Here is a 26,276-nt window from a genome sequence, read left to right as displayed (position 1 = left end):
AACGGCCCACCAAATGCACATCTTTCACCCCGATAACTATGGAGGACCAGCTTGATGAACAACGCTGTCCACACACAGCCCCGCGACACCTTCACCGTGGTGACCAAGAACGGCGTCGCGCAGGTTACGTTCGAGGGCTCGCATCACTCGAACGCGATGAGCAACGGCCGGATGCGCGCACTCACCGGGATCCTCCGCGAGGTCGAGGCCGACGACGCGGTGGCCGCCGTGGTGCTGCACGGCGGCGAGGGCAATTCCTTCGCCGTGGGCGGCGATTTTCACGAGGTCAGCCACTTCTCGGGCGGTGACGAGGTGGACGAGTGGATCGACAACATCACCGAGCTGTACGTCGCCAGCCTCGAAGTCACCAAACCCACCGTGGCTGCCGTCGAGGGTTACGCCATCGGGATCGGCCTGCAACTCCTGCTCACCTGTGACTACCGCGTCGGTGCGGAATCGTCGATCCTGCGGATGCCCGAGTTCAAGGTGGGTATCGCATGCAATTTCGGCGCGTTCATGCTGGAACGCTCGGCCGGGCGTTCGGTGATGCAGCACATGCTCCTGTCGTGTGACGAATGGTCCGCCGAGTCCTCCCTGCGGGACGGCCTACTGCACGAAGCGGTGCCCGCAGCGGACGTGCTGCCGACCGCGCTGGCCCGCGCGGCGGCTTTCGCCGATTACAACCCGGCGGCCGTGCGCAACACGAAGCCGCAGATGAACCACGACTACATCCAAGGCTTGCACGTCCTGCGGGACAACGCGAAGAGATCACACCGGGCAGGATTCGCCTCGGGGCGGCCGCAGCGGGAAATGCGCCGGATCGTGGGCCAGGCATGAGCGGCGGTTGGGTGGTCGTCGCCAACCGGCGCCTGACCGGACTTGAGCCGATGGGCGCGTGCGTCGAGGTCGGTGATCTGTTCGTCTACCACCGTGGCCTCGTGGCAGGGCTGCCCACGACCGCGCCGTTCGATGTCGACGTCCGTACGCTGACGGCGACGCCCGCGCTCGGGGAGCTGCCCACGCAACCGGCGCAGCGCACCGTGCTGCAGGTGGGCGAGGACGCCGTGACCGCGTTCACCTCGGTGTTCAACGAGGACGCCATCTACGTCGCCGAGGACCCCGCGACCGATGGCTTCGCCTTCTTCACCGACCTGCTGCTCGCCGCGGCTATTCTGCCCGCGTGGGGCCTCGCCGCCCGGGTGCGCTCGGGTCCGGTGAGCACCGATGCGGAAGCCACGCTCGTCGACGGGATACGACGGTTGGACCACTCGGTCCGGCAACGCCGCGCCCGGACCGCTTCGGGCTGGCTGACCAGCACCGCCCCGCCGGCCGAGGACTTCCTCGAGCAGTTCCGCAGGCCGTTTCGGGACGATCCGCTGGCTGCCGGGCAGGCGCAACTGGCCGAGCTGGATGCGGTGATCGCCGGCATCGCCGCCGTCCGCCCCGAGGCCACGTACGCGTCACTGCTCTCCGGCGGGATCGACTCGGGCACCGTGACCTACCTGGCCGCGGCGCGGAACCTCGACGTGCGGCCGTACAGTGTCGGAACGCCCTGGGGAGACGAGTTTTCCGACGCCGCGGAGCTGTGCGAGGTCGCTGGCCTCAAGTTGCATTCGCTGCTGCTCGACGAGGACAGCATCATCCGTGCTGTCCCCGCCGCCGTCCGCTGGCTCGGCGTGACCACGCCGGAGGTGGTCGAGGTCGCGCTCACGGCCACGGCGTTCTACCAGTCCGGCGTGGTCGAACCGGGTCGCGTGCTGCTCACCGGGTACGGCAGCGACCTCATCAATGCCGGGCTCTTCACCCCGTTCGAGCACCCGGACGAGCTGATCGACCAGGGCATCGCGGCGGTCGCGCGCACCCGCACCAGCGGTGAGCTGGCCAACCGGATGGCGCTGGCGTACGGCGTCGAGACGTTCCACCCGTTCTGGACACTCCCGGTGATGCGCACCGCGCTGGAGACCACGCCCGCGTGCAAGGTCCACGACGGCCGGGAGAAGTTCCATCTGCGGACCGCGATGGCCGCCCATGTCACCCCCGCTATCGCGTGGCGCCGCAAGATCGCCGTACACCACGGCGGGAACCTGCAGGAGGGGGTGCGGCGGCGGCTCGCTGCGGACTCCGGGCAGAGCGACCCTTCCCGCGTCTACCAAGCATGCTTCGCCGACCTCCTGGCACTGGCCGGTCAAGGACACCTCGACGACTGGAACGCCGACGAGGTCTACGCACGCGCGCTCGCCACAATCCGATGAACGAGGAGATGACGATGACCGAGAACACACTGACCGAATCAGGTTTCGGCACGGTGTTGACGTCGCCGCCCGGGGAGACCGTCGAGGAGATGGCCCGGCGGTCCCGGGAGGCGGCGCTGACCAGCGGGGTCGCGCTGACGCGCGGCCTGGACTTCACCGAGGATGCCTTCCAGCGGCTCGTCCACCACCTCGGCCAAACTGTGGATCACAAGTTCGGCGAGGGCCAGGCTGATCTGTTGATGCTCAACGCCTCAAGGGACGCAGGGAAGGTGGTCACCGGCCGCGGCCCCCTCCCGCTGCACACCGACGGACTGTTGGTCGGCGAACAGGTCGACCTGATCGTCCTGTACGCCAAGGACTTCGCCGACGAGCCCGGTTCCGGTGAGACCACGGTGTGCGATCAGCTCACCGCGTGGCGTGAGATCCCGCCGCACCTCGGCAAGGTTCTTGCCGACGGCCGGCTCGAATACCTCGTCGAGGAACGCGGCTACTTCCCGCAGGTACCCGCCGACTGGTACGAGATCCCGACCACCCGCGACTACGGCCGCGTGCGCTCGCTGAACCTGGCACTCGGATTCCCGCCGGATGTGCCGCAGGGTTGGCAGGTGCGCGTCGCCGACGTGAGTGCCGAAGACTCTGCCGCATTCTTCGCGGAGCTGTCGGCGCACCTGCATTCGCCGCGCTACCTCTATCAGCATCGTTGGCAGACCGGTGACCTGCTGGTGATCGACAACCAGCGGACGCTGCACGGCCGCACCGCGATCGGGTCCGACGGGGTGCGTCTGCTCTATCGCGGCCAGGTCACCCTGCCGACGGCCGCGTGAGGAGAGACGATGCTACTGACCGAGTTCCGTTCCGTGGTGGCCCGCAGAGCCGACGCCCTCGCGGTGGTGGTGCCCGACGGCGAGCGCCTGACCTACGGCGAGCTGTCGCTGCGGGTCGACCGTGCCCTCGGCTGGCTGCGGGCCCGGGGCATCGGCGAGGGCCAGGTGGTGGCGACCTGGCTGGACAACGGAACTGATTACGTGGCACTGGTGCTCGCCCTGGCGGGCAGCGGTGCTATCCACGTGCCGATCAGCAGGTCGGCGGCGCCGGAGCACATCGCCTGGCTGGTCGAGCAGACGAAGCCGGCACTCGTCGTCGGCGCGGAGCCGCTGCCGGACGTCGTCGTCGAGCAGGTGACGACCGCAGAGCTGGCGACCGGCTCCGAGCTGGTCGGCGCGCGGCCGTTCAAGGCGTACGAGGGCGCGTTCCGGCTGCTGGAGACGTCCGGCTCCACGGGGAAGCCCCGGCTCGTGACCTGGCGTCAGGATGACCTGCTCCACGACCGGCGACAGTGGATCGCCTACACCGCGACGACCGCCGCGGACGTGCTGTTCAACCGCCACACCCTGGACGTCGCACACGGCTGCGACGTTCATCTGTTCCCGGCGCTGCTCTCGGGGGCCCTCCTGGTGCTGGCCGATCCGTCTGCCGCGCCCGACCAGTTGCTGCGGTGGCTGGAGGAGACCGGCGCCACCGTGTGCAGCGCGCTGCCGAGGCACTACGAGTTGCTGACGCAGGCCGCACGCGGCCGGTCCGTCGACCTTTCCGCGTTGCGGATGCCGCTCTGCGGCGGTGCGTACCTGAGCGGCCAGGTCGTCGCCGACGCGGCCGCGGTGCTCGGTATTCACATTCGACGCATCTACGGCTCGACCGAGTTCGGCATCATGCTGGGGAACATGGACGATGTCGTGCAGGACACCCGCGGCATGACCCCGGTCACCGGTGTGGAGATCAGGCTCGCTCCCCTCGACGAGGCTTGGCCTTCGATCGGTGAGGTGCTGGCCCGCTCGACGTACACGAGCGTCGGTTACTTCGGTGACCCGGGGGCGACCTCCGCCACGTTCCGCGACGGCTGGTACCACACGGGGGATGTCGCCGAGTTCGACGGCGAGTACCGAATCCTCGGCCGTGTCGCCGACCTGCTCGGCGGCTCGGCCGGTCCGGTGTTCAGCCCGGGCGTCGAGGCCGCGCTGACGGCCGCGTGCCCGATCACCGAGGCGGCCGTACTGGCACCGCTGCCCGGGGAGACCGAGCGTGGGGCGCTCGTGGTGGCGACCCCCGTGGCCGGGGTCGAGGACGAGCGCGTACGCGCAGCGATCCGTGCCGTGCTCGAGGACCTGGGTGTGCGTGCGGAAATCGTGCTCGCCGCCACCATCCCCCATACCGCCGTCGGAAAGGTGGACAAGCCCGCCCTGCGCAAGGGGCGGACGTCGAACGTGCGCCACCGCTGACCGATGCGTTCCGGCAGCTGTGGGCTCGCGAACTCACTGCTCGCCCGGCAGGGCGGGGACGTCGCCGAGATGTTGGCGGCCAGGATCCCTGGCCTGATCAGGTCGTGTAGTCGGCGTTGATGCGGATGTAGCCGTCGGTGAGATCGCAGCCGTAGACGGTGAACGAGCCGGCGGCGATCCCGAGGTCGATGTCAATCACGACTTCCTTGCCGCGCATGTACTCCGCGGCCCGGTCCAAGAGGTCGTCGGCGGAGCTTTCGGGGAACATCAGCAGATCGCCGAAACGGATCGCCACCCGGTCGGGGTCGATGTCAGTCTCGTCCTCCAGCTTGCCGATCGCCATAGCGACCCGGCCCCAGTTCGGATCGGCGCCGTGTACGGCGGTCTTGACCAGCGGCGAGTTCACGACGCTCTTGCCGACCAGCTTCGCCTGCGCGTCGTCGCGGGCACCACTCACCCGGACCTCGATGAGCTTGCTCGCGCCCTCGCCGTCGGAGGCAATGTCTCTGACCAGGTGCAGGGCCGCCCGGTGCAGCGTCTGCTCGAACTCTCCGAGGTCGGTCGGGCCGGCAACCCCGTTCGCGAAGACTGCGGCGGTGTCACTGGTCGAGGTGTCGGTGTCGATGCTGAGCGCATTGAATGTGCGGTCGACCACCCGGCGGAAGATCGCGTCGAGGTCCTCCCTGCCGACCTGCGCATCGGTGAAGAAGAACGTCAGCAGCGTCGCCATGTTCGGCTCGATCATGCCGACGCCTTTGGCGATGCCGACGATCACGGCGTCACCACAGCGCAGCCGGACCACCTTGTGGCGCGTGTCCGTCGTCATGATCGCGCGCGCGCTGGCGTCGAAGTCGGCGGCGGGGAGCGGCCACGACAACTCGTCGAGCCCTCGCCGGATCTGCGTCATCGGATAGGGCCGCCCGATCACTCCGGTCGAGCCGATCAAGAGCTCGCCGGCGGGGATCCCGGCGGCCTCGGCGACCCTGAGCTGAATCTCGGCGGCGTTCTCGGCGCCGACCTTCCCGGTCGCGACGTTGGCATTGCGGGAGAGCACCACCATGCCCCGGAAGCTCCCGGCCGCCGCGGACTGCCGACTGAGCTCGACGCTGGGTCCGGCGAACCGCGAGCGCGTGAACACCGCCGCCGATGTCGCGGGGACCTCGGACACGATGACCGTAAAATCGTCACCGACGTCTTTGAGGCCCAGGTTCCTCGTGACGCCACGGAAACCCTTTGGCACAAGAGGAGCCTGTGGCCCGAGAAAATCTTGCGATTCAGCTGTCGACGACATCCGCTCACCAGTCTCATCCGTTGCCGGCATTGTCCCACAGTCGCGTCCGGCCGCCCATCGCGGCGAACCTCGCCGGTACGCCGCCGTCGCCCTGGCCAACGCTCACCGCTACGACAGCACGGCCACCCTCGCCCGGCAGAGCTCCCCGGTCTCGACCAGCCGAGCAGCCGACCACGCATATCGAGCGGCATCACCTACCGGGTCGAGTTGAACTCACCCGTGTGGGCGACGAATTTAGCATGCTGGTGGGTCGTGTCGACGATGTCGCCGAGATGCCGCGGGCGATTCGAGCCGGCGCCACGGTACGAAGAAGCTGACTCGCCTTTTCCCCACGTCGCGCTCGGGCGACGTGGGGAAGGGCCGGATCACCCAGGTGGGATCAGGTGGTGGGCCGGCACAGCGAGTTCTGGTTGGCACTACAGTCGGTCAGCTGCAGTGTGTCCACGTGCATGGTCAGGGTCGACGGTTGCGAACCACCGGCCGGTGCCACCACGGAGATCTGCACGCTGGCCGCGTTCGCCGGCGCGACCGCCTCGTGGGACCACTCCCACCAGTTCGACGTCAGGCCGAACGAGTTGCCGGGCGACGTGGACAGTAGCGTGCCCGCCGAGTTGTACCACCGCATCCGCAGCGCGGCCGTCCCGGAGTCGGCGCGTAGCCGGACGAAGAACTTGTAGTTGTGCCCGGCCGTCACCGACGGCCTACGGCTCACGATGACCGACTTCTCGGCTGACTGCGGCGAGCTGACGAACTGCAACGAGCGACGGTTGTCGAAGTAGCGGGCGGAAATGCCGGCATACGAGCCCTGCGGTGTCACCGAGATGGCTGCCCCCGATCCGGAGGTGGTGAACCCGGTGGGGTTCGAGGTGCCCGGCGCCTGCGCCTCGATGGTCCGTTCCTGCGCGGTCAGCAGGTCATTGTTGGCACCGACGTCGCAGCACACCGGCGAGGTGAGCAGCGGGTGAACCGCTGCGTTGTTCGTCGTCGTCGACGGATAGTTGTCCACATAGAACCGCGCGCTGGTCTCGCTCGGGTCGTAGTTCTGGCGGTAGCCCAGGTCGAAGGCCCACCAGTCGCCAGCGCACATCATGATGTCGGGGCAGTACTGCTCGGCCTGCCAGTTTCCGTTGGAGTCCTGCCACACGTGCTCGCTCATGTAGGCGTGACCGGCACCGAGCAGGTGCGCCATCTCGTGCCCGACGACCCCACTGTCCCATGCCTCAACGATGGAGACGCAGCCGCTACCGCCACTGCTCGGACACCAGTGCGCCGACGCGGACGGCGCGGGGAACTCCGTCAGGACCACATACCAGCGGTTGCTGTCGTCGTACCCCTTGGCCGAAAGCTCGTTCGCGATCGACCAGAAGTCGGTGTTCGTGGTGTCGATCTTCACCGGCGTCACCAGCGCCTGCGCGTACTGGTTGTACGTGCTGGTGGTGGTCGACCGGCAGCTCACCTTCACGTGCTGGTCGTAGTTGCTGGCCTGGTCGAGCAGCCAGTCAACGCGATCCACGACGCGGGCGGCATGCTCGACGTTCGTCGCGTACTGGTTCCCGGTGGAGTTGTTCCACGCATAGATCACCTGCACCGCCGCCGGGCTGCTGGCCGGCGGATTCGTCGGGTCGGTGGCGGTCGTGTCGCATCCCGCTCTGGGCAGGCTGGCGTTGTTCGGCTGCGCGTAGGGCAGGGTCGGCTCGCTGCCGAGGTTGGCGGCATAGACCGGTTGCCCGGACGACACCATCACCAACACCGTCACGAGCAGGGTGGCCAACCCCAGACGGTGACCGCGGCCAGACCAGCGTCCTTTGCCGAGCATGTAAATCCTCCCTTGCCTAGGTCTTTGTCATGGCGTGTCGTCGGGCATCGGCCTGCCAGTCGCAGCAGACCGATCGGCCATATTGGTCGCCAGGTTTTGCATCGACACACTTCGTCGTGACCAAGAGCGGCACCCGGTGGCGCGAAATGTCATTTCGCGTCCCACACCACGCATCGATAAAGGCTGAAGCTAGCCCTCTTTCGATATCGACCTCAAGGCGACGAGGCCGGGGTTTCCGTTCCGAACAGTCCCGAACATGTCTCGGAGATCCGGCAGATCGCCTATTGCGGGTGGCCCCTTGCGCATCGAGGCCGGCATGTTCGAGTTCCACTGGGAGGACCAGCGGACACCACACGGCGTTGCTGAGGCGTACCCGTGGGGTCAGATCAGGCCATGGTGCAGCGCCGTGGTGACGGCGGCCGTGCGGTCGGCGACGTCCAGCTTGCCGAAGACGCGTAGTAGGTAGGTCTTCACGGTGGCCTCGCTGAGGTAGAGCTCCCGCCCGATGTCGGCGTTCGTGAGCCCTCGCGCGACCAGGCGCAGAACCTCGGCCTCGCGGGCCGAGAGGGCCGGCGGCGCGGGGTGCCGCACCTGTCGCACGAGCGTGGCGGCGACGCTCGGCGCGAGCACCGTCTCGCCCCGGGCCGCGGCCCGGACCGCCTCCGCCAGCTCCGCCGGTGTGGCGTCCTTGAGGAGATAACCGCTGGCACCGGCCTCGATCGCCCGCAGGATGTCCCGATCCGCTTCGTACGTCGTGAGCACCACCACGCGGACGCCCGGAACGCGGGTGCGGATCCGCCCGGTCGCCTCGACTCCGTCCCCGCCCGGCATGCGCAGGTCCATGAGCACGATGTCCGGGTGCTGCTCAGCGGTGAGCCGCACGCCCTCCGGCCCCGACGACGCCTCGCCGACCACCGTCAGGTCCTCCTCGGCGTCGAGCATGCCGCGCAAGCCCATCCGTACGACCGGGTGATCGTCGACGAGCACGATGCGGATCACGCGGGCACCTCCAGCTCGACGATCGTGCCGCCCCCCGGTCCGCCGTGGACGGTGAGAATGCCGTGCACCTGCTCGGCGCGCGAGCGCATGCCGGCGAGCCCGAACCCATCGAGGCCGTCGGACGCGAACCCGCGTCCGTCATCCCGCACGACCAGGCGTACGCCCCGGTCGTCGTACGCCAGCACCACCTGCGCCTCGGTGGCGTGCGCGTGCCGGCGTACGTTGGTCAGCGCCTCCTGGGCGGCCCGCAGCAGGACCACCTCGACCGGTGTGGGCAGCTCCCGGGGCGCCCCGATCACCCGGACGGTGGCGGTCACCCCGGTTTCCTGGCTGAAGTAGGCGGCTCGACGGCGTACGGCGTCGGGCAGCGACCCCGACGCGAGCGCGGCGGGCGAGAGCGCCGCCACCAGGGCCCTCGCCTCGGCCAGGTTCTCCTTCGCGGTACGGACCGCCAACGCCAGACGCGCGTCGCGCAGCTCCGGGTCGTAGGCCTGCAGCAGCGTGACGATGCTCGTAAAGCCTTGCGCGAGCGTGTCGTGGATCTCGCTGGCGAGGCGGGCCCGTTCGGCGGAGATCCCCGCGTCGTGCGAGAGGCGGGCCACTTCGGCACGGCTCGCCTCGAGCTCGTCGATGAGGGTGCCGCGCTCCACGTTCTGCCGGATCACACGCATGATCCAGAAGCTGACCCAGATGCTCGCCGTCCCCGTGATGACCGCGATCAGCAGATCGGTGGGCACCGCGTGCGGCTCCTCGACGAGGTTGACCGCCGGGGTGACCAGGTTCGCGAGGATCGCCAGCACGATCCCCGCGCGCACGTCCGTGAGCTGGAAGATGAGCGGGATGACCGCGAACAACAGCCAGGTCGCGAAGGGTGCGGCCGCCACCGCGACGACGTAGAACGTGAGGTACGTCAGCAGGACTGCCAGGGCCGCGCCGTCATCCGCGTTGCGCCGGATCTGCCGCCGACCGACCGTCACGTGCAGCATCGCCATGGCGGCGATGGCGCCCACTGCCAGCCAGCGGCGCCACAGCAGGTGACCGTCGATCACCACGGTCGCGGCGGCCACCGCCGCCGCGACCAGTCCGAAGTAGGCGTCCCACCAGAACAGGTAACCGGCGTGCGCCTCACCCTGCCTCAGCGATCTTTCTGGTTCCACCGGAAGGTCACCAGGCATAGCACCAATCCGATCACAGTCCAGGCGCCGAGCACCAACGCCGTGCGGCCGAGCTCCCACCGGCCGTTGGCCTCCAGTGCCCTCATGCTGTCGGGCAGAAAGACGTAGCGGAAGCCTTGACTCATCCATTTCACGGGAAAGAACGAGGCCACCACGATCAGCCAGTGCGGCAACTGCGTGATGGGGTGGATGAAGACGCCGGAGATGAATTGCAGCGCGACCACCGGCACGTTGAGGATCGTCCCCGCCGTGCGCGCGTGCGTGACCATCGCGCTGACCGCCACGCCGAGCAGCCCGCACGACGCGGTCGACAGCAGGAAGAGCCAGCCGAACGTGAGCCAGTGCGACGCGTCGGGCAGCGGTATGCCGAAGACGAGCGCACCTACGCCGACCAACACGACCACCTCGGCGATGCTGAGCACGAGCACCAGCACCAGCTTGCCGATCAGATACGCGGCCGCCGGAAGCGGCGTGCCGCGCAGGCGCTTGAGCGTGCCGTCCTCGCGGTCCATCGCCAGCCCCGAGCCCATCGTCACGAACGCGGTCGACAACGCGCCGTACGCGATCATGCTGGCGGAATAGACCTGGCTCGCGCTGACGCCGCTCCGGTCGTCGCCGCCGTCGAAGATGGTCCCGAACAGCAACAGAATCATGGCCGGAAACCCGAAGGTGAACACCACGGCGGTGCGGTCACGCAGAAACATGAGCAGCTCGACGCGCCCTCGGTTCAGGCCGCTTGCCAGGGTGGATGGAAGGGCGGCCGACAGCAGGACGGCGGTCATTCCCCCGCTCCGATCAGGGTCAGGTAGACGTCTTCGAGGGTCGGACGGGTGACCGTGAGGCTGCGCAGGTCGGCGTCCCCGGCGACCAGCCGGCGGACCAGATCGGTCGGATCGGTCACCTTCTCCACGCGCCGCCCGTCGTTCTCCCGCCAGCTCACCGTGGCGGTGCCGACCGTGCCGCGACCGCCGAGCGTGGCGGGAGTGCCCTCGGCGACGATGCGACCGCCCGCGAGCACCGCGAGCCGGTCGGCCAGGGCCTCGGCCTCCTCAAGATTGTGGGTGGTGAGCAGGATCGTGGTGCCCTCTGTGACGAGCGAGCGCATCAACTCCCAGACCTGCCGGCGCGCCTGCGGGTCGAAGCCGGTCGTCGGCTCGTCGAGGAAGAGCAGATCCGGGCGTCCCACGATGCCGAGCGCCACATCGACGCGGCGACGCTGCCCGCCGGAGAGCGTACGGATCCTGCTGTCGCGCTTCTGGGTCAGACCGACCAGCTCGATCACCTCGTCGGCCGGCCGCGGGTCGGAATACAGCCCGGCGATGTGCCGTACCAGTTCGCGGACGGTGAGGTCGGCCGCGTCGTCGGCGTTCTGCAGGACGATCCCGATCCCCGCCCGCCACGCCCGTCCCGCGGTGCCCGGGTCCTCGCCGAGAACACGGACATCGCCGGCGTCGCGGCGGCGGTGTCCCTCAAGTATCTCGACGGTGGTGGTCTTGCCCGCTCCGTTGGGGCCGAGCAGCGCGAAGGCCTCGCCCCGGGCGACCGTGAGATCGATGCCGCACACCACCTCGTGTCCCTGATAGGCCTTGCGGAGGCCGATGACCTCAATGGCTGTCATACCGTCGACAGTGCCGGTCACGGCCCTTCCCGCGGAACGACCGCTCGACCGTCAGCGACTGTCCATCGAACGGTGGACCTCATCGAGCTGGGCGAGCAACTCGGCTTCGACAGCACCTGACGGGGGACGACCAGCCGGCGTCGAGCTGCTAATTCACCCGGACAGTTTGCGCGTCACTCCCTGGAACCCGCGGCGCGGACCGGTGGGGTCCGCAGCAACCGCCGAACCGGCAGGATCGTGGTTACCAGGGCCAGCGCGGTCGCGCCGCCCAGCACCGCGGCCCAGCCCAGCGGTGGGACGTACGGGATCAGCGTGCCGGTGAGCGCGTGGACGACCGCGATCAGCGTCATCCCGGCGATCGCCACACCGAGCGTCAGCGCCGTCGCGAGCAGGCCCACCTGTTCGGCTTCGACCATCCGCCGGACCTGCCGCCGGGTCACCCCGGCCAGGCGGAGCACCGCGAGTTCCCGGCTGCGGGCCAGCGCGGCCATGACCATGGTGTTGCCGGCGGCCAGGGCCGAATAGCCGACCAGCACGGTGATGAGCAGCTTGTTGAGCCAGGCTGAGATGGCCAGGTCGCGGTTCAACCGCCCGGTCACGGTGCCGGCGTCGGTCACCGTACCGAAGGCGGCCAGCCGTTGGTCGACGTCGCCGGTGGTACGCACGAGCATCTCGTCGTAGACACCGCGTTCCTGTGGCAGCAGCACGTCGCCGAAGCCGAGCCCACGGTCGTAGGTCGCCACCAGGCGCGGATGGACCGGTGTGCCGTCCGCCAGCCAGATCTCGGTCGTCTGGCCGACTTTCCAGCCCGAGGACGAGGCCTGCAGGGCCGAGGCGGCGATGGTTCCGTCGGGCAGCTCGGCCAGGCTGCCCTCCCGCACCTTCACGTCGATCGTCGACGTAAGCCCGCTCGGGTCGACCGCCCGGGCGACGACCGGCTCAGCACCGTCGAGGACCCGGACCACCACCGACGTGTTCCGGACGGCGGTCGCCGCCTCGACCCCGGGGATCTGGCGTACGTTCGCCACCTCCGTCGACGAGATGCCGTGCGGCGCGGTCAGCACCCGGTCGGCCAGCATGCCGTCGCGGCTCTGCGTGACGGTCTGCCGCTGGAGATTGTCCTGAAGGAACCAGACCGAACCGCCGAAGCCGATCGCCAGCACGAGCGCGCTCAGCACGACCGACATTCCGCGCGCGTTGACCCGCAGGTTGGCCGCCGCCAGTTCCCCCGGCGCGCGCCACACCGTCCGCAACACCGGCGACATCAGCCGGGCGGCCAATCCGTTGATCCAGGGCGCGAGCAGCGCGACGGCGATCACGAGCAGGTAGAGCATGCCGACCGCGGTGGCCAGCGCGGCCGTGCCGGACAGCCCGGCGGCGAAGAACAGCGAGACCACGCCGCCGCCCAACGTGACCAGGCCGGAGACGAGCCGGATCCGGCCGCCGCGAGTTGGTTCGATCGCGGCCTCACCGAGCGCCTCGGCCGGGCGGATGCGGGCGATGCGCCGCGCCGCGATCCACGCCCCGGAGGCTGCCACCAGGACGGTCACCGCGACGGCGGCCGCAGCGGCGACCCCGGCGTTGACGATCGGAAAGTCAGCGGGCAGGAAGCCCCGGGTGACCAGCTGGTGGTGCACCCAGTGGGTGGACCAGAGACCGGCGGGCACACCGAGCACGGCGGACGCCAGAGCCACGAGGACCCCCTCGGCCACGACCAGCAGGCGCGCCTGGCGCGGGGTGGCGGCTACTGCCCGCAGCAGTGCCAGGTCGCGGCGACGATGCCGGACCGACAGGCCGATCGTGCCCGCCGCCACCCCGACGATCAGCAGGACCACGTAGCCGCCGAACGCCGAGCCGGCCGTGAGCAGGAACGAGCGGGCCGCGATCGAGTCGGACTGCTCGGCCCAGCCGCGGTCCATCCCGGTGTACGACTCGACACCGGCCTGCCGGGCGAGCCGGTCGATCGCCCCGTACGCGTCCGCGCGGGCCTGGACTTCGACAGCCGACGCGACGCCACCCTCGGCCCCCACCAAGCGGACGTCGGTGACGCCGGGGAGCGCGCGGATCTCATCGGCCAGCCCGACCGGGACGGTGCCCTCGGGCAGCGGCACCCGGGTGGTGGTCGTGTCGCCGAACTCCCTGGTGGTCACGGTCAGCTCCCGATGGGCGACCACCACGTCGGCCGCCGCGAACTGCTCCGGTGGGGGCCGGAACAGCAGCGCGGACTGCACGAAGACCGCCAGGGTCATCAGGATCATCACCCCACCGGCCAGGGCCACCAGGGTGGCGATGGCGGAGGCGGGGCGCTGCCGGAGCAGACGCAACGCGAGACCGGTCATCGAATGGCTCCCGTCATGCGCGTCGTGGCCAGCACCTCGGCGATCTTCTCAGCGCCCAGGGGCGGCAGGTCGCGGACGATGCGACCGTCGGCCAGCACGAGCACGCGGTCGGCGTAGGCGGCGGCGACCGGGTCGTGGGTCACCATCACCACGGTCTGGTGGAAGTCGTCGACCGCCGAGCGCAGCAGGGCCAGAACGTCGGCGGCCGACTCGGTGTCGAGGGCCCCGGTCGGCTCGTCGGCGAAGATCACGTCGGGCCGGACCGACAGTGCCCGGGCGATCGCGACCCGCTGCTGCTGGCCACCGGAGAGCTGGGACGGCCGACGCGACCGACGATCCGCCAGCCCGACGCGTTCGATGACCTCCGCCAACCATCGCGGATCGGGCCGCCTGCCCGAGAGCTTCGAGGGCAACTCGATGTTCTCGTCGACGGTGAGCGCGCCGACCAGGTTGAAGGCCTGGAAGACGAAGCCGATGCGATCCCGCCGCAGTTCGGTCAGCTTGGTCTCGGAGAGCGTGGACAGCTCGGTGTCGCCGATCCAGACGTGGCCCGACGTCGGCCGGTCGAGGCCGGCGGCGGTCTGCAGCAGCGTGCTCTTGCCGGAGCCGGACGGACCCATGACCGCCGTGAACGTACCGCGGGCGAAGCTCGCCTCAACGCCGGCGAGCGCAACGACCGGCTCCCCGTCGGTGGCGTAGGTCCGGCTGACTCCTTCGACCCGGACCGCGACCATGTCGATCATCACTAGGCCTCTCGGTGTGCGCTTTTCGCTGACACCCGAACGCTAGGTCGCCCGGCGGCCGAGATCGCTGAAGCCAGCGGGCGTCTTCCGGTACAGCAGGCTGTACCTCCCGTGGCGTCCGGCCCGAGCGGTCCAGCCACCAGGGGCAGGGCGACGGCCGAGAGGTCCCGGACTGGGCCTGAGCAGCCTTACCGCCCAGCTCTGCGTGCCGATCCGGCTCAGCGGCGGGGCACCCGATCGTCACCGGGTCGCCGACCCCCCGGCCGGCATGCGACGCTCAAGCTCCGCAACCAACGGGCCACGCCGGGGGGCCGCCGGACACTACCGCCACACAATCCCCGGCATGACAGCACTGCACCCCCAACCCACACCCCTTGTGCCCGGAGGAACGCAGATCATGGACCACGCATCCCCGCTCATCCAGGAGCGGAGTGCCCCGCCGGCCACGCTGGTAATCTTCGGTGCCTCCGGTGACCTGACCCGGCGCAAGCTGCTGCCCGCGGTAGAGAGCCTGGCCCGGCACGAGCGGCTCCCGGACCAGTTCGCGCTCGTCGGTGTCGCGCGCACGTCGATGACCGACGAGCAGTTCGCCGAGAGCGCACTCGGCGAACACGCCGTCGCCAGCAAACGCCAACTCCAGGGCGGCGTGCGGTACGTGGCCGGCGGCTACGACGACCCGGAAACCTACAAGCGACTCGTGGAGACCCTCGACGAACTCGACGCACAGCGGGGCACGTCCGGCAACCGGCTCTTCTACCTGTCCACCCCGGCCGGGGCCTTCGAGCCGGTGATCAACGGACTGGCCCGAGTCGGGCTGAACCAGCCACGCGAAGGCTCATTCTCCCGCCTGGTCATCGAGAAGCCGTACGGGCGGGACCTGGTCACGGCACGCGAACTCGATGGCGTCGTGCACAGCGCATTCGACGAGCACCAGGTCTTTCGTATCGATCACTACCTGGGCAAGGACACCGTTCAGAACGTCCTGGCGCTGCGCTTCGCGAACTCGATCTTCCAGCCCATCTGGGATCGCTCCTGGGTCGACCACGTGCAGATCACCGTCGCCGAGACCCTCGGCGTCGGCAGCCGCGGCGGCTTCTACGAGGACGCCGGCGCGATGCGGGACATCGTGCAGAACCACGTGCTCCAGGTCCTCGCGCTGGCACTGATGGAGCCGCCGGCCTCATTCGAGGCTGAGGGCCTGCGCAACGAGAAGGTGAAGCTGCTGCAGGCGATCCGCCTCCCCACCGACCGGGACATCGCCGACGCCGCGGTCCGGGGTCAGTACACCCGGGGCGGCACCCGCGAGGAGCTGATGGCCGGCTACCGCGAGGAGGCCGGCGTCGATCCCCTGTCGCGGACCGAGACCTACGCCGCCATGCGGCTCAACGTGGACAACTGGCGCTGGGCCGGGGTGCCGTTCTACGTACGCACCGGCAAGCGCCTGCCGGCCCGGCTCACCGAGGTGGCACTGCAGTTCCAACGGCCGCCGCACCTGCCGATCCCGACCGATCAGCTCACCGGCCTCGACGCTGACGCGCTGATCCTGCGGATCCAGCCGAACGAGGGCATCTCGTTGCGTTTCGGCGCCAAAGTGCCGGGCCACTCCTTCCGGGTCCGCACCGCCACCATGGAGTTCTCGTACGACCAGACGTTCGTCGAGGAGTCTCCGGAGGCGTACGAGCGGCTACTCCTGGACGCGCTGATCGGTGACGCGTCGCTCTTCATCCGCAGCGACGAGGTGCAGCAGTGCTGGAGGATCGTCGACCCGATCATCGACAACTGGGCAAAGGACGAGTCGCCGATACCCACCTACGAGGCCGCCTCCTGGGGCCCGACCGACGCCGACCGGCTCATCGGCCGAAATGGCCGCAAGTGGCGCAACTCCGCGTGACCCTGCCACGAGACGATGGACGGGTCCGTCGGTCGCGGCGCACTCGGCCACCTGCGGTCGGCCGAGGGCGAGCGGCAGCGGCGTGGCCAGCCCACGGGGTGGTCGGGACGGGTGGGCCGACTGCCTCCGGGTGGTCGGCCCGCCGGCCGGGCGGCCGTAACGTCACCCCGTACTCGGTCGGAGACCCGTTCGTCCTCGGCACGACGCGAAGCGCCGGTCGCGCCCGCAGGGCGACGACCGGCGCCGTCGATCAGGGGGTAGCGGGCTCCTCAGGGGACGAGTACGACCTTGCCGAGCTGCGTGCGGGCCTCCATCAGCTCGTGCGCCTTGACCCCCTCGTCGAGGGGCAACCGCGTGTGCACGATCGGACGGACCCGGCCGGACGAGCACTGACCCCGTCCAGCGCCGGGACACCCAGCACAAATATCCGCCTGGCGATTCAGCTCCAGGCGTGATCGAGGGCCAGCGCCAGCCGCCTGGTCCACTGATCGGCGGTGCCCGTGATACCGGGACACTCGTCGGTGAAGTTGATCCAGTCGACCTGCCAGGACAAGGCGGTTTCGGCAGTGAAGTTGTCCGCTTCGGCGCCGAGTTCGGGTCGCATGAGCTGGCGGACGAGGGCTCGGTCGACGGTGGTGTGTTCGGCGAGTAGGACCGCGTCGTAGAGGTCCTTGCCTTGCGGGTACCTGTCGGTGGCCAGCCACAGCAGCTTCCACGCCAGCGCCAGCGAGGCGGGCGCGGCCAGTACCGGCTGATCGATGTCAGGCAGTGTCAGCACCTCTGGTGGGAGGGGAAGCTCTTCACCGAAGACGACGTCGACCTGTACGTGGCCGTCCGGCGCCCCCGGGGTGCTGAACGGGATCACGAGGCGGCGTCCGTCAGCTCGTTCGTACGTCCAGATGGCGGCCTCGGTTATCCGGTCTGGTTGCAGGCCGGCGCCGGGCACGGTTCGCACGGCGGTCTTGATGTCATCGAGCAGCGCGCGAGCGTCGGTGCTGTCGCTGGCGATGGCGTGCGGAGTGACGACGAAGTCGAGGTCGCCCGGCGCGCGGGCGGCGTCGCCGACCCAGGTCGCCATGGTGACGCTGCCACGCAGGACCAGGTGCCGAACCCAGGTTGTTGTGGCGATAGCCGCCAGGACGTGATTCATGGCGGCACGCCGGGCGGTGGTCCACAGCTGGCCGGTGGCCTCCACGACGAAGTCGGGCTCTCCGGCGTGGTAGGCGTTCGGGTACTGCCGGAGAGCGGGGTCGAACGCCGCCTTCTGACGCACGGCCGGGCTGACGGGTAGCGGCCGGTAGGTCGGCGGGTAGTCCGGCGAGCCAGCCGGCGCCGACCTCATCCGGTTCTCACGCTCCCGCGCCCAACCGCTCGCCCTCGGCTTGGCCGACTCCAGCCAACCGTGGTCGTGGTGCAGGTCGCTGTCGGAGACGACGTACTCCTGCTCCACGGCCCTAGGCTCGTGGCCGGCGGCCCGGAGGGTCGCGACAAGCTCGTCCAGCCGTCGCCCGGCCGTGGCGAGCCCGACACCGTGACATCGCTGGTTGACGAACCGTTCCTGCGCGCCGTCCACCAGCTCCCGGCGAGCGTTACGTGACAACCGTGCCCCGTGCGGAGCGACCAGGTCAGTGAGAGCCATCAGATCCGCCACCGTCGTACTGGGGAGCAGCAGTTTGACGTGGTGCTCGAAGTACCGGTCAGCGGGTTCGACTGCCGCCTGCTCATCCGACTGCGGTACGCCGACGCACCACGGCGCCGCCTCGATCTTCGAACGGCACGGGTGGATCCCTGCCTCGCGCAGTTCGCGTCGCCAGTGCCGCACCGCGGCAACCTGATCGGTCAGGGCGCCTCGGCCGGTCAGGGTGAGCATCGGTTGAGAGACGTTGGCGCCACGATCGAGCACGATATGGACGAACTTCAGGCCGCGTTTGGCGGCGAACGCCGACAGCTTCTCGGCGTGATGAGCGAACGCCGTGATGTGGATCTCGAAGTCCCCCGACACCGCAAGCACCGGCGGAGTCTATGGCACGGCCAGCAGGCCGGGAAACGTGTTTCCCGCACGGCATGGACGGGGCACCGAGGATTTCTCGCATCCCCTACCGTCCATACCCATGACCCACCCGTACCAGATGCCCCAACCGCCGAAGCGGCGGACGTTGCGAACCGTGTTGATCGTCGTTGGCGTGCTCGTCGTGCTGTGCTGCGGTGGCGCCGGCATCGGCGGCTTCTTCCTGTACAAGGGAGTCAAGGGGGCAACGGATCCGGCGCGGCAGGCCGCCGAGTCGTTCGTCAGCGACCTGGAGGCGGAGGATGCGGACGCGGCGTACGGACTGTTGTGCGGCGACACGCGCGTCAGGTACACGAGAGAGGCCTTCGTCCAGGGCGTCGCCAAGCAGCCGAAAATCCGCGGCCATAAGGTCACCGGCGTCAATGTGTCGAGCGTCAACGGCCGCACGTCCGCGACGGTGAACATGGCCCTGACCCTGGACAGCGGCTTCACCGACCGGCACCTGTTCGCGTTGGTGAAGGAGGACGACGCCTGGAAGGTGTGCGGCCAGCCGTACTGAGCCCGCACGGGCGTAGGTTCCGCGGCGAAAACCCGTTGTCGCACACCGTGGGGTCGCCGAGCATGGGCGATGTGAGCCGAAGCCTGCGTACAGATCCCCGGGCGCGTCAGGCGCTCCGTCGCGCTCCGGGGTTGGACCGGATCCGGATCCACGTACACGCAGCGCGACCGGGATTCGCGCATCCGGCCAGCGGATGTGACGTTCGTGAAGTGCTGGAGGTCGTCGGGCCCGCCGCCTGGTACGGACTACGCGTCATCGAGTTGCGGCAGACCGAGGACTTCGACCGCCGATCAGTCCTCTACGGCAAGACCAGAGCACCGGGCGAGATCCTTCTCTACGAACAACCGGCACGCGAAGCGGTTCGGCTGCGGGACTTCATGCGATTTGACGTACTGCTGCACGAGCTTGGCCATCATCTGCTTCAACACCGTGTGCGAAAGGTGGGCAACGTCCAGCGACGGTCGGACCACGAGCGATTCGCGGACACCTTCGCTGCCCAGTGGAAGCCCACTGTCCAGGCTGCACTGAACGCCTCACGAGAGCAGCTCTACCCGCCCGGCTCCACCACCACAATCACCGCGGCCCCACACCGCTACCGCCGGCAAACCCGCCCATCACCAGGTTGACCAACGTCCCTGGGCAATACACCTAGCCGGTGGTCGCCTCGCGCTGGATCTGGTCGAATTCGGCGCCCATTGCGGCGGCCAAGGCCTGCACGGCGGACAGCGGACGAACCATGACCGTAAACTGGTCGACCAGGCCGCTCTCATCCAGATGCAGGAAGTCACAGCCTTCTACGGCGACATCACCCATCCGCGCCTCGAACACCAGCGCGTGATCCGGACCGCCCTCGCCGCTCAACTCCCGGACGTACCGGAAGTCCTCGAACACCCGCAACACACCCCGCAGAATCGCGGCAGTGATGGGCTTGCCCTGATAGGGCTTGAACGCGACCGGGCTGCGGAACACCACGTTGTCGGCCAGCGACGCCTCAATGGCGTCGAGATCGCCCGCTTCGACCGCCGCACGAAAGTCGATCACCGTCCCAGCGTACGGGCTCGCCGTTTATCTTGGGTCGGCCGATCCGCTGGTGGATTGTGCGGTGATGTTGCGTCATAGACATGTCCATGACGTTGCTTGCCACCGTGCTCAACCAGGTGCGGCCGGCGGTCTCCGTTCCCCCGTAAGCGCGTTCAGCCGAGCGAACCCAGACGCGCCAGCAGCATCGGCGGTCAGACCCTGTGTTGCGGCGTCAAGGGGCGGCTGGTGGCGGGTGGGGCAGCGGGTGGGCACCTTCCGGACGTAGGCCGTCGAAGATGATGGCAAGGTATCGCTGCCACAGGTCGGGCGGGGCGTCCGGCACGTAGCTGGTGACGTAGTTGGGTGCGCACATCAGCAGGATGACGTCGGCGCCGGTGACGTCGGCCCGCACGGCGCCGTGTTCACGAGCACGATCGACAAGCTCGTGCACTGTGCGGAACATCTGCTCGCGGGCCCTGGTGACGTCCGTGTTCAGTTCGCCGGCTTCCTGCAGGAACGACAGGTCGCGCTGCCGTTGTTGGTCTGCGGCGACGGTGAGGAACTCCAGCAGCGCGGCACCCGGGTCCGCTGCGTCGAGCAACTGTTCGCCGACGGCGTTGAGCGCGTCGATCCGGTCGAGGACGATCGCGGCGAGCAGGTCATCCTTCGTGGCGAAGTGACGGAACAGGGTGCCCTTGCCGAGGCCGGCCCGGCGGGCGATGTCGGCGACCGAGACGTCCAGGCCACGCTCCGCGAACTCATCGGCGGCGGCCGCCAGTAGCAGCCGCCGGTTTCGGGCGGCGTCGGCACGCAACGGGCGGGTTGAGGTCACGCTGCCACCCTAGCAAGTTGACCGCGCGGTCCGTTTATTGCTAGCTTGGCGACCGATAACATGACCGCCCGGTCCGTTTATGGAGGAAGCGCATGAAGGCAGTTGTCGTGACCGGCTACGGGCCGCCCGAGCAATACACCGTGGGGGACGTGCCGGTGCCCCAGCCTGGGCCGGGGCAGATCCAGGTCCGGATCGCCGCCGCCTCGATCAACCCGGCCGATGTCCGGCTGCCCAGCGGCGATTTCCGTGACGTCGTGCCACTGGAGTTCCCACACGTGCCGGGCAACGACTTCGCCGGCACGGTCAGCGAGGTCGGCGCGGGCGTGATGGCCTACCAGGTCGGCGACGAGGTCTTCGGTCAGGCTGTGCCGCGGGCGCTGCGGGCGATGGCCGGTACGACCCGGCCGTCGCTGAGCACCGGCTCACTGGCCGAGTACGCGGTCTTCGAGGCCGACACCCCGTTCCTGGCGCACCGCCCGGCCGGCCTCGACATCGAACAGGCGGCCGCCCTGCCCATCGTCGGCCTGACCGCACGGGCGCTGATGGCAACCGCCAAGGTGCGGCCAGGAGAAACCGTCCTGGTCGTCGGCGCGACCGGCGGCGTCGGAACCGCGGTGGTCCCGCTGCTCGCCGCCGCGAAGGCTCGGGTGATCGCCACGGCGACCGCCGCTGACGCCGGCATCCTCCGCGCTCTCGGCGCCGACCAAACCATCGGGTACGCGGAATCCGAATACCCCTCCGACGTCGACGTCGCGATCAACCTGACCCTGCCGAGTGACGACCTTGCCGGAGTCGCAGGCGTCATCCGCCCGGGTGGACGCCTTCTCACGATCACTTACCCAGTACCGCAGCAGGACTGGATTGGCCGTGACGACGTCGGTCTGCATTTCGTGCTGGACATGGACGGCGCCTTCGGCGGGATGCGGGAAGTCGGTGAACTTGCGGTCCGTGGAGAACTACCGGCCACGATCGGCCGCCGCTACACCCTCGACCAGGGCGCTCAAGCATGCGTCGACTTCGTCCGCCGGCACACGACCGGCAAGCTCGTCGTCACGATGTGAAACACACTGCCATCAGCGCTTCTCGACAAAGGCTTTTTACCACCCCACGCGCGCGCGACAGGACCCTCACGTGACAGCTGACATCCGCGAACTCCAGCAAGCATTCGACCACGCCGAACTGCACGCCGACACCGACCGCTTGAACGCCCTGCTGGCGGATGACTTCATGTCCATCGGCGAGCGGGGCTGAACGCCTCATCAGCGCCCACTGGGCATCGGGCAGATCGGAGGGGTAGCCAAGACGCGCAGCCGCCGCGCCACCTGCCGGCCCGGATCGCCGTTGTTATGCGGCTACGCGGCCCACAAGGACCCTTCCCAACCACGCTCTCATGGGATCTCACCAGTTACGTGCCCGGAACCTACCTGGTCGCGGTAGCTTGACCTCAGGCGCGCAGGACTGGTCGATCATGGCCGATATGGCGGTTCGTGGCGGCGACAGCTCTACGCCGTCTGGAAACAACTCGGAGAGGAGCTATTGAAAAGTGGCTCACAACAGGCTGCTTGAGCGGCTTCGTCCGGCGGCCCGCGCTCGCTGAGGCACAGCGCGATCGGTCCATCGCGCCGGCCCGCGAGGTGAAGACGGTCGAGGAAAAGGCCGCGGTTCTCGGTGGCCGCACGATCACCTTGCCGCTGGACGTGACCGATGCGGCGGCAGCCAAGGCAGCGGACGCAACGGCGGTCGAGACCTTCGGCGGGGTTGACGAGGCGGTCGACGACGACGACGCCCGGCTTCGTTCGGCCCGATCGCACACCTGATCGCTGAGCGAAGGCCGACTGCCGTCCGCTGCGATATCGACGCCTGGCGGAACACACGCCCGCCATCGAATTCGACCAGCCCTGAGCGCTGGCCGCGAACCCTGTCTGAACGTCAACCTCTGACTGGAGGGCGGCCATGATCGCAACCTTGAAGGGGTTCAGCCAGCAACTGGTGCCGGCGAATGGCATCAAGGTCAACGCCGTCACCGGAGGCTCAGGCCCGCCGATCCTTCTGCTTCACGGATGGCCGGAGACCTGGTGGGGATGGCACCGTGCGATGCCGCTGCTGGCCGAGCATTTCAGCGTGGTGGCCATCGATCTGCGCGGCGCGGGTTTTTCCGACTGCCCGCTCGACGGCTACGACAAGGCGACGATGGCACGCGACGCGCACGAAGTCATGGTTGCCCTTGGGCATAAGCGCTATGCCGTGTGCGGACATGACATCGGCGGGATGGTCGCCCTGCCGCAGGCCACCACCTATCGGGAGGCTGTCAGCCACCTGGCCGTCCTGGACGTTCCGCTTCCCGGCTGGACAGAGTGGGAGGCGTCGACCGCGAAGCTCTGGCACTTCAGCTTCCACATGAACCGGGATCTGCCCGAGCGCCTGATCCACGGCCGTGAGTATGAGTATATTTCGACCTTCATGGCTGAGCGGTTCTACGATCACAGCACCTTCAATCCGGCGGACATCGAAATCTACGCGAAGGCGATGGCGCTTCCTGGTCGCACCCGCGGCGGCATGGAGTGGTATCGAACCCTCGCCGCCGACCATGCGGCCGCGCTCGACTACAAGAAGCAACCGCTCGATATTCCGGTGCTGGGTCTCGGCGGGGACCAGCGCTTCGGCGCACAGATGGTGCCGATGCTCAAGGAGTTCGCCAGCAACGTGACGGGCGGCCCGATCGCGCGGTCCAGCCACTATCTCGCGGAGGAACGGCCGGATGAGGTCGCGGCCGCCCTGATCGAGTTCCTCACGGCCAAGTGAAGCTCTGCGACTGCGCCATCGCGGGCCGGGCGGATCGCGACACTACGGGCGAACTGCGTTCACACCCCGTGCCGGTCGATCGGTTGAACAAGAAAGGAATACGGTCATGACCCCACCTGTCATTCGCGGCGTCAATCATATCGGCATCACGGTGCCCGACATCGAAGCCGCGAAAACGTTCTTCGTGGAAGCGTTCGGCGCCCAGGTGATCTACCAGTCCTTCGGACCGGAGGATCCGCCCCGACAGGGACCCGAATTCGAGCGGGCCGTTGGCGCTCACCCCGGAACGGCCGTGCGCGCGCAGGCGATGGTCAAGATCGGAACCGGACCCGATTTCGAACTCTTCGAAATGCACGGCCCCGAACAAGCCCAGCCGGTCCGACCGAGTGACTTCGGCATCACGCACTTCGGCCTCTACACCGACGACATCGACGCCTCGGTCGAGCGCCTCAGAAGAGCCGGCGGCACTCCCCTCACGGAGCCTCGCGCTATTCCCTATACCACCGAACAAGGTCCCGGAAACAAGGTCTGCTACTGCCGCACGCCCTGGGGCACGACGATGGAATTCATCACCACGCCCGACCGCATGCCCTATCACGACCAGACGGATCTGCGCAGGTGGCAGGACGAAGACTGAGCAATGTCTCGTCACCCGGTGACGGCCCGCGGTTCGGGCCCCTCATCAGGATCGACGCAAAGGTGCCGCCCGTCGGTACCAGCATCACCCAGAGGTACCGGCATGCCCGACTCCGCGCACACCCAACGGCACCCGGAGCGGTCCGTTCGCCACCACCTCATGCGGTGGCGGACGGGCGTTCGCTGACCCTCTCGGCGATCGCCCGGCCCAGTTCCGCCGTCGTGCCGGTGCCGTGCAGGTCGGGGGTCAGTGGTGCCTGTCCGGGCCCGTACGCCAGGACGTCCTCGACCGCGCCGAGCAGGTGGGCGGCGGCCTCGGGGTGGCCGAGGTGCTCCAGCATCATCGAGCCGCACCAGATCTGGCCGATCGGGTTGGCGATGCCTTTGCCGGCGATGTCGGGTGCGGAGCCGTGCACGGGCTCGAACAGGCTCGGGTGCTCACGCTCAGGGTTGATGTTGGCGCTCGGGGCGATGCCGAGGGTGCCGGTACAGGCCGGGCCGAGGTCGGAGAGGATGTCGCCGAACAGGTTGCTGGCCACGACCACGTCGAACCACTCCGGGTGGAGCACGAACTGCGCCACGAGCGCGTCGATGTGGAACTTGTCGAGGCGAACGTCGGGGAACCGCTCGCCCATCGCGGCCACCCGCTCGTCCCAGTACGGCATGGAGATGGAGATGCCGTTGCTCTTGGTGGCGGACGTCAGGTGCCGCTTCGGGCGACGGTTGGCCTGCTCGAAGGCGAAGCGCAGGACACGGTCGACGCCGACGCGCGTCATGACCGTCTCCTGTAGGACGGTTTCCCGGTCGGTGCCCTCGAAGATCCGCCCGCCCACGCTGGAGTACTCGCCCTCGGTGTTCTCCCGGACGACGACGAAGTCGATGTCGCCCGGGTGCCGGCCGGCCAGGGGGCTGCGGACGCCGGGCATGAGCCGGCAGGGGCGCAGGTTCACGTACTGGTCGAAGACCCGCCGGAACTGCAGGAGGCTGCCCCAGAGCGAGACATGGTCGGGTACGACCTCCGGCCAGCCCACCGCGCCGAAGTAGATGGCGTCGTAGCCCCGCAGCGTCTGTTCCCAGTCGGGCGGCAGCATCGCGCCGTGCCGCTGCCAGTAGTCGGCGCTGGCGAAATCGAAGCTGTCGAAGGTGAGCGTCAGGCCGAAACGACGTGCGGTGGCGTGCAGCGCGTCGAGGCCGGCCGGGACGACCTCCTTGCCGATGCCGTCACCGGGAATGACGGCGATCCGGTGGGTGGTCACGGCGCCTCCCGAAGCGCCGCGAGGCCGCCCTGCGAGTCCTCGAGCGCGATGCGTTCCGCGGCGGCGGAGTCGCCCGCACGCAGCGCCCGGACCAGGGCCCGGTGGCTGCTGTATCGCTCCAGGCCGAACGTGTCGTCCTCCGCCACCCGTTGCAGAAGCAGCTCCCGACGCTGCGGGCGGGAGAACACGCGGCTCTGCTCGAGCATCCGGACCAGCACCGGGTTGTGCGCGCAGGCGCTGACCGTGTCGTTGAACTGCTGCATGGTGTCGAACAGCTCGGCGAGGTGCCGCTCGACCGGCCCGCCCTGGGCGGACCGCTCCTTGAGAAGGATCAGCAGGTCGTCAGCACGGTCGAGAATGCCGTCCAGCGCGTCGAGCTGCTCGGCGGTGGCGTGTCGGGCGGCGAAGCGGGCGACGAGGCCACGCAGGCCGACCTCCACCTCCGCGAGGTCGTCGATGGCGGCGTCGCGGATGGCGGCGACCAGCACGGTACGCGGCCCGATCCGCTCGATCAGCCCGTCGAGCTCCAGCCGGCGCAGGGCCTCACGCACCGGTGTCGGGCTGACCGCGAGCCGCTCGGCCATGCCGCGTTCGGTGACCTTCTCCCCCGGCGCGAGTTCGCCGGTGGCGATCGCGGTGCGAACTTGTCGGTACGCCTGGTCGGCGAGCGTGCCGGCTGTCGTCATGACCGCACTCTAGCGCATGACATAGCAAGTTCGTTTGCAACTGTTGACGAGTTTGCTACAGCAATTTAACGTGACCT

Annotated in this window: 25 protein-coding genes; 11 read left to right on the top strand and 14 right to left on the bottom strand. The window is 68.8% G+C overall.

What is annotated here, in order from left to right:
- The first annotated feature begins 54 nt into the window (after positions 1 to 54).
- From ACIBTX_RS10375 to ACIBTX_RS10360, 4 genes are read left to right on the top strand one after another with little or no spacing between them, the layout of a single operon-like run.
- Positions 55 to 837, top strand: a complete 783-nt coding sequence (locus ACIBTX_RS10375) for an enoyl-CoA hydratase/isomerase family protein (RefSeq protein WP_357124838.1) — start codon at positions 55 to 57, stop codon at positions 835 to 837.
- Positions 834 to 2,252, top strand: a complete 1,419-nt coding sequence (locus tag ACIBTX_RS10370; RefSeq protein ID WP_357124835.1) for an asparagine synthase C-terminal domain-containing protein — start codon at positions 834 to 836, stop codon at positions 2,250 to 2,252. The genes ACIBTX_RS10375 and ACIBTX_RS10370 overlap by 4 nt, the downstream gene beginning before the upstream one ends.
- 14 nt (positions 2,253 to 2,266) lie before the next feature.
- Positions 2,267 to 3,076: a TauD/TfdA dioxygenase family protein gene (locus tag ACIBTX_RS10365; protein ID WP_396832346.1), complete on the top strand. Its 810-nt coding sequence runs from the start codon at positions 2,267 to 2,269 to the stop codon at positions 3,074 to 3,076.
- Positions 3,077 to 3,085: 9 nt separating this feature from the next.
- Positions 3,086 to 4,528, top strand: a complete 1,443-nt coding sequence (locus ACIBTX_RS10360) for a class I adenylate-forming enzyme family protein (protein ID WP_357124829.1) — start codon at positions 3,086 to 3,088, stop codon at positions 4,526 to 4,528.
- Between the two features lie 97 nt (positions 4,529 to 4,625).
- Here the strand turns inward: ACIBTX_RS10360 and argJ are convergent, their stop codons facing one another.
- From argJ to ACIBTX_RS10320, 8 genes are all read right to left on the bottom strand, one after another.
- Complete coding sequence (argJ, locus tag ACIBTX_RS10355) at positions 4,626 to 5,768, bottom strand: bifunctional glutamate N-acetyltransferase/amino-acid acetyltransferase ArgJ (RefSeq protein ID WP_357124826.1); 1,143 nt, start codon at positions 5,766 to 5,768, stop codon at positions 4,626 to 4,628.
- Between the two features lie 430 nt (positions 5,769 to 6,198).
- Positions 6,199 to 7,590, bottom strand: coding sequence for a hypothetical protein (locus ACIBTX_RS10350; protein WP_357392440.1), 1,392 nt, complete (start codon positions 7,588 to 7,590; stop codon positions 6,199 to 6,201).
- A gap of 426 nt (positions 7,591 to 8,016) precedes the next feature.
- On the bottom strand, positions 8,017 to 8,634 hold the full coding sequence (locus ACIBTX_RS10345; protein ID WP_357124820.1) for a response regulator transcription factor: 618 nt from the start codon (positions 8,632 to 8,634) through the stop codon (positions 8,017 to 8,019).
- Complete coding sequence (locus ACIBTX_RS10340) at positions 8,631 to 9,791, bottom strand: sensor histidine kinase (protein ID WP_396832345.1); 1,161 nt, start codon at positions 9,789 to 9,791, stop codon at positions 8,631 to 8,633. Before ACIBTX_RS10340 ends, ACIBTX_RS10345 begins: the two co-directional genes overlap by 4 nt.
- On the bottom strand, positions 9,770 to 10,591 hold the full coding sequence (locus tag ACIBTX_RS10335) for an ABC transporter permease (protein WP_357392439.1): 822 nt from the start codon (positions 10,589 to 10,591) through the stop codon (positions 9,770 to 9,772). Before ACIBTX_RS10335 ends, ACIBTX_RS10340 begins: the two co-directional genes overlap by 22 nt.
- Complete coding sequence (locus ACIBTX_RS10330) at positions 10,588 to 11,427, bottom strand: ABC transporter ATP-binding protein (RefSeq protein ID WP_357124808.1); 840 nt, start codon at positions 11,425 to 11,427, stop codon at positions 10,588 to 10,590. Before ACIBTX_RS10330 ends, ACIBTX_RS10335 begins: the two co-directional genes overlap by 4 nt.
- Before the next feature lie 173 nt (positions 11,428 to 11,600).
- Positions 11,601 to 13,766 carry an FtsX-like permease family protein gene (locus ACIBTX_RS10325; protein ID WP_357392438.1) on the bottom strand — a complete coding sequence of 722 codons (2,166 nt, stop codon included), beginning with the start codon at positions 13,764 to 13,766 and terminating at the stop codon, positions 11,601 to 11,603.
- Positions 13,763 to 14,500, bottom strand: a complete 738-nt coding sequence (locus tag ACIBTX_RS10320) for an ABC transporter ATP-binding protein (protein ID WP_357125693.1) — start codon at positions 14,498 to 14,500, stop codon at positions 13,763 to 13,765. Before ACIBTX_RS10320 ends, ACIBTX_RS10325 begins: the two co-directional genes overlap by 4 nt.
- Before the next feature lie 406 nt (positions 14,501 to 14,906).
- Here ACIBTX_RS10320 and zwf point away from each other — a divergent pair, with 406 nt between their 5' ends.
- The gene (zwf, locus tag ACIBTX_RS10315) at positions 14,907 to 16,400 is read left to right on the top strand and encodes a glucose-6-phosphate dehydrogenase (RefSeq protein WP_357124802.1); all 1,494 of its coding nucleotides are present in this window, start codon (positions 14,907 to 14,909) and stop codon (positions 16,398 to 16,400) included.
- A gap of 269 nt (positions 16,401 to 16,669) precedes the next feature.
- Here zwf and ACIBTX_RS10310 read toward each other — a convergent pair whose 3' ends face one another.
- Both ACIBTX_RS10310 and ACIBTX_RS10305 read right to left on the bottom strand, forming a co-directional pair.
- The gene (locus ACIBTX_RS10310; RefSeq protein ID WP_357124799.1) at positions 16,670 to 16,885 is read right to left on the bottom strand and encodes a zinc-binding dehydrogenase; all 216 of its coding nucleotides are present in this window, start codon (positions 16,883 to 16,885) and stop codon (positions 16,670 to 16,672) included.
- Positions 16,840 to 18,411: a nucleotidyl transferase AbiEii/AbiGii toxin family protein gene (locus tag ACIBTX_RS10305; RefSeq protein ID WP_357392437.1), complete on the bottom strand. Its 1,572-nt coding sequence runs from the start codon at positions 18,409 to 18,411 to the stop codon at positions 16,840 to 16,842. The genes ACIBTX_RS10310 and ACIBTX_RS10305 overlap by 46 nt, the downstream gene beginning before the upstream one ends.
- A 100-nt stretch (positions 18,412 to 18,511) precedes the next feature.
- Between ACIBTX_RS10305 and ACIBTX_RS10300 the strand changes: the two genes are divergently transcribed.
- Together ACIBTX_RS10300 and ACIBTX_RS10295 are read left to right on the top strand one after the other, a co-directional pair.
- Entirely contained in the window at positions 18,512 to 18,967 is a 456-nt protein-coding gene (locus tag ACIBTX_RS10300; protein ID WP_357124792.1) for a hypothetical protein, read from the top strand.
- 209 nt (positions 18,968 to 19,176) lie between these two features.
- Complete coding sequence (locus ACIBTX_RS10295) at positions 19,177 to 19,593, top strand: hypothetical protein (RefSeq protein ID WP_396832344.1); 417 nt, start codon at positions 19,177 to 19,179, stop codon at positions 19,591 to 19,593.
- A 22-nt stretch (positions 19,594 to 19,615) separates the two neighbouring features.
- On the opposite strand, the gene ACIBTX_RS10290 is transcribed toward ACIBTX_RS10295, so the two are convergent.
- Both ACIBTX_RS10290 and ACIBTX_RS10285 read right to left on the bottom strand, forming a co-directional pair.
- Complete coding sequence (locus tag ACIBTX_RS10290) at positions 19,616 to 20,008, bottom strand: nuclear transport factor 2 family protein (RefSeq protein ID WP_357392436.1); 393 nt, start codon at positions 20,006 to 20,008, stop codon at positions 19,616 to 19,618.
- Between the two features lie 211 nt (positions 20,009 to 20,219).
- Entirely contained in the window at positions 20,220 to 20,819 is a 600-nt protein-coding gene (locus ACIBTX_RS10285) for a helix-turn-helix domain-containing protein (protein WP_357124786.1), read from the bottom strand.
- Between the two features lie 92 nt (positions 20,820 to 20,911).
- Here ACIBTX_RS10285 and ACIBTX_RS10280 point away from each other — a divergent pair, with 92 nt between their 5' ends.
- The 4 genes from ACIBTX_RS10280 (at position 20,912) to ACIBTX_RS10265 (ending at position 24,258) form a co-directional block, all read left to right on the top strand.
- Positions 20,912 to 21,880 (top strand): NADP-dependent oxidoreductase, encoded by a 969-nt coding sequence (locus ACIBTX_RS10280; protein ID WP_357124783.1) that lies wholly within the window; start codon positions 20,912 to 20,914, stop codon positions 21,878 to 21,880.
- A gap of 501 nt (positions 21,881 to 22,381) precedes the next feature.
- Entirely contained in the window at positions 22,382 to 22,636 is a 255-nt protein-coding gene (locus ACIBTX_RS10275) for a hypothetical protein (protein WP_357124780.1), read from the top strand.
- Between the two features lie 136 nt (positions 22,637 to 22,772).
- Positions 22,773 to 23,621: an alpha/beta hydrolase gene (locus tag ACIBTX_RS10270; protein ID WP_357124776.1), complete on the top strand. Its 849-nt coding sequence runs from the start codon at positions 22,773 to 22,775 to the stop codon at positions 23,619 to 23,621.
- Between the two features lie 106 nt (positions 23,622 to 23,727).
- A complete protein-coding gene (locus ACIBTX_RS10265; RefSeq protein WP_355047774.1) occupies positions 23,728 to 24,258 on the top strand; it encodes a VOC family protein in 531 nt (176 codons plus the stop codon).
- A 157-nt stretch (positions 24,259 to 24,415) separates the two neighbouring features.
- On the opposite strand, the gene ACIBTX_RS10260 is transcribed toward ACIBTX_RS10265, so the two are convergent.
- On the bottom strand, positions 24,416 to 25,513 hold the full coding sequence (locus tag ACIBTX_RS10260; protein WP_357124773.1) for a tartrate dehydrogenase: 1,098 nt from the start codon (positions 25,511 to 25,513) through the stop codon (positions 24,416 to 24,418).
- Positions 25,510 to 26,199 (bottom strand): GntR family transcriptional regulator, encoded by a 690-nt coding sequence (locus ACIBTX_RS10255; protein WP_357124771.1) that lies wholly within the window; start codon positions 26,197 to 26,199, stop codon positions 25,510 to 25,512. The genes ACIBTX_RS10260 and ACIBTX_RS10255 overlap by 4 nt, the downstream gene beginning before the upstream one ends.
- Positions 26,200 to 26,276: the final 77 nt, after the last annotated feature.

The organism is Micromonospora sp. NPDC049359, from assembly GCF_044466585.1.
GTDB lineage: Bacteria > Actinomycetota > Actinomycetes > Mycobacteriales > Micromonosporaceae > Micromonospora.
This window is presented reverse-complemented; position numbering and strand designations above follow the sequence as displayed.

Coding starts and splice junctions, on each gene's coding strand:
- ACIBTX_RS10335 (WP_357392439.1), bottom strand. CDS start 10,591: ATGACCGCCGTCCTGCTGTCGGCCGCCCTTCCATCCACCCTGGCAAGC.
- ACIBTX_RS10300 (WP_357124792.1), top strand. CDS start 18,512: ATGACCCACCCGTACCAGATGCCCCAACCGCCGAAGCGGCGGACGTTG.
- ACIBTX_RS10270 (WP_357124776.1), top strand. CDS start 22,773: ATGATCGCAACCTTGAAGGGGTTCAGCCAGCAACTGGTGCCGGCGAAT.
- ACIBTX_RS10370 (WP_357124835.1), top strand. CDS start 834: ATGAGCGGCGGTTGGGTGGTCGTCGCCAACCGGCGCCTGACCGGACTT.
- ACIBTX_RS10365 (WP_396832346.1), top strand. CDS start 2,267: ATGACCGAGAACACACTGACCGAATCAGGTTTCGGCACGGTGTTGACG.
- ACIBTX_RS10280 (WP_357124783.1), top strand. CDS start 20,912: ATGAAGGCAGTTGTCGTGACCGGCTACGGGCCGCCCGAGCAATACACC.
- ACIBTX_RS10360 (WP_357124829.1), top strand. CDS start 3,086: ATGCTACTGACCGAGTTCCGTTCCGTGGTGGCCCGCAGAGCCGACGCC.
- ACIBTX_RS10265 (WP_355047774.1), top strand. CDS start 23,728: ATGACCCCACCTGTCATTCGCGGCGTCAATCATATCGGCATCACGGTG.
- zwf (WP_357124802.1), top strand. CDS start 14,907: ATGGACCACGCATCCCCGCTCATCCAGGAGCGGAGTGCCCCGCCGGCC.
- ACIBTX_RS10320 (WP_357125693.1), bottom strand. CDS start 14,500: ATGGTCGCGGTCCGGGTCGAAGGAGTCAGCCGGACCTACGCCACCGAC.
- ACIBTX_RS10330 (WP_357124808.1), bottom strand. CDS start 11,427: ATGACAGCCATTGAGGTCATCGGCCTCCGCAAGGCCTATCAGGGACAC.
- ACIBTX_RS10325 (WP_357392438.1), bottom strand. CDS start 13,766: ATGACCGGTCTCGCGTTGCGTCTGCTCCGGCAGCGCCCCGCCTCCGCC.
- ACIBTX_RS10255 (WP_357124771.1), bottom strand. CDS start 26,199: ATGACGACAGCCGGCACGCTCGCCGACCAGGCGTACCGACAAGTTCGC.
- ACIBTX_RS10375 (WP_357124838.1), top strand. CDS start 55: ATGAACAACGCTGTCCACACACAGCCCCGCGACACCTTCACCGTGGTG.